Origin of the sequence: Methanobrevibacter sp., from assembly GCF_050872065.1 — an archaeon.
Classification (GTDB): Archaea; Methanobacteriota; Methanobacteria; order Methanobacteriales; family Methanobacteriaceae; genus Methanocatella.
Window position 1 is genome coordinate 1 of the sequence record NZ_JBNMGD010000088.1, and the last position, 2,005, is coordinate 2,005.

Consider the following 2,005-nt stretch of genomic DNA (forward strand, 5'->3'; position numbering starts at 1 on the left):
CCTTACTTGTTCTTCAGCAGAAGGAGATAAATATCAAATAAAAGAAGGATTTAGAATAGTTGTTCCAGGTCATTATCCAACAGAAGAAGAGAAAATTGAAATAAATAATGTAATTGCTAATGGAGGATGGTTTAGACCCTATATAAACACTAGAATTGATGCACAAGATGGTGATTTTGGACCCAATACTACAGGAAATACAATTCAATCAGTAATTAATTTCTCTTCAGAAGTTCATAATCTATATAATGTAATTATATTATCTGCTCATGAACACTCTCATGTTGTTTATGATAAACCGAAAATTTCAGATATAGAAGTTAATGCTTCTGAACTATGGAAGCTTGCTAATGAAGGAACTCATGTAGATCCTACTTATGATGGAGATACTGATATGTATCAAGATCTATTAAATGGATTTGGAACTCAAACATTTAAGAACTTAGAAAGATTTGATGATTCAATAACTCATGATTATTTAACGAAATATACAGATAATGATCTATGGGTTAAGGTAAGTTTCAAATTAACAATTAGCTTAAATGATACAAATGATGGATTTAAAGATGTGACTTCAGGTTCCAGTACTTATACACCAGTTGATTTTAAAATATTAAACAGAGAAATTGTAACAAAAAAATATAGAAGTGTAGATTCAAGTATTACATCTCAATCAGAAATAGATAAAGTGAGTCATACAAAAACTATGTATGGATTTGTGTTTATTAAGAATAATTCAACATCAAGTAATATATATACTAATAAGCAGATTAATTTCTATTGTGATAGTACAGATCCTAAAAATAAATTTAATTTTACAGGTGGTACTGTAGTAAGTAATAGCTCAACATCAGTAGATGTTACCAATGAGGGGACTATTAAGGCATCAGTATCGGAAGTAAGTGGTGATAAAACAGTAAAGAGATTTATTGCTATGATGATTGGATTCAAAAATATTAAGAAAGGTGATCTTCCTGAGAAGGTTGTTGATAATAATATGTTTGGAAGTTATTTACAGTTTTATAAGTTTGCACCAACAAATCAATTAGGATATTCAGCAGATTACTTTACATCATTAATTAACTTCAAATATAAAAATTGTTATAGTTCTTATCAAACTGAATTGGCAGGAGCAAAATATGATTTCAATTTATCTCAAAATAATTATGATAGTTCAACGATGTTTTGTTGCTGTCAATCATTATCCTTCCTAGTGTTTAAGGAAGGAGGTATAGATATAGTTAATCCTTATAGTGAAGATTTAGATATTAGATTTCAGATGAATAATATAAATTCTTATTGTGGTAATGGACATGGATTAGGATCTTTCGTTCCAGGATTATTTTCTCCAATTACAAACTTAATTGGTAAGGGAATTAATGGATTAAGAAATATAATTAAGGAAAACAGATCACATTCAAATAATACGTACGCATATTCAACACTTGGAAAGGATAATTATGAGAAACACAAGGATATAATTAACAGTAATTCTACCATGAAACGAAATAAGTTTAAGAAGTTCATTAATGGATTGTATCAAATGGAAAATTCAGTTCAAGCACATGGAATTAATAATCCAGGTGAAGAAATTGCTGAATTTGCTACATTTGATGATCTAAATTTGAAACCATTTGTTCAAACATATCCTGCTGAACTTGCTGATTATGAATACAAGAACCAGTTAATTCTGGATTACAAGAATAGATTTAATCTTGAAAAATTGAGATTAAATTCATTTGGTTCTGAAGCAGCCATGGATGGAAACAATTATCATGGAAGAGTAGGTGATTGGTTCAGAAGAATTGGTAATAAGTTTAGAGGATGGTTCAAATCTGATGGAAAACGAATCATTAAAAATATAGGAAGTGATTTATCCAATATTGCTAATGAATACGCAGCGAAAATAGCAACAGGAGAAATATCCATTTCTGATATCAAAAATCTAAAACCACAATTAAAGAGCCAAATATTGAATATCGTTAGAAACTCAGATAAGGGAACG

The 2,005-nt window shown here is 29.1% G+C and carries 1 protein-coding gene; it reads left to right on the forward strand.

The genetic code is table 11. The features are described from left to right. Positions 1–2,005 (forward strand): hypothetical protein (locus tag ACR0P1_RS07800; protein ID WP_432645843.1); only part of this gene is annotated, 2,005 nt, incomplete at both ends.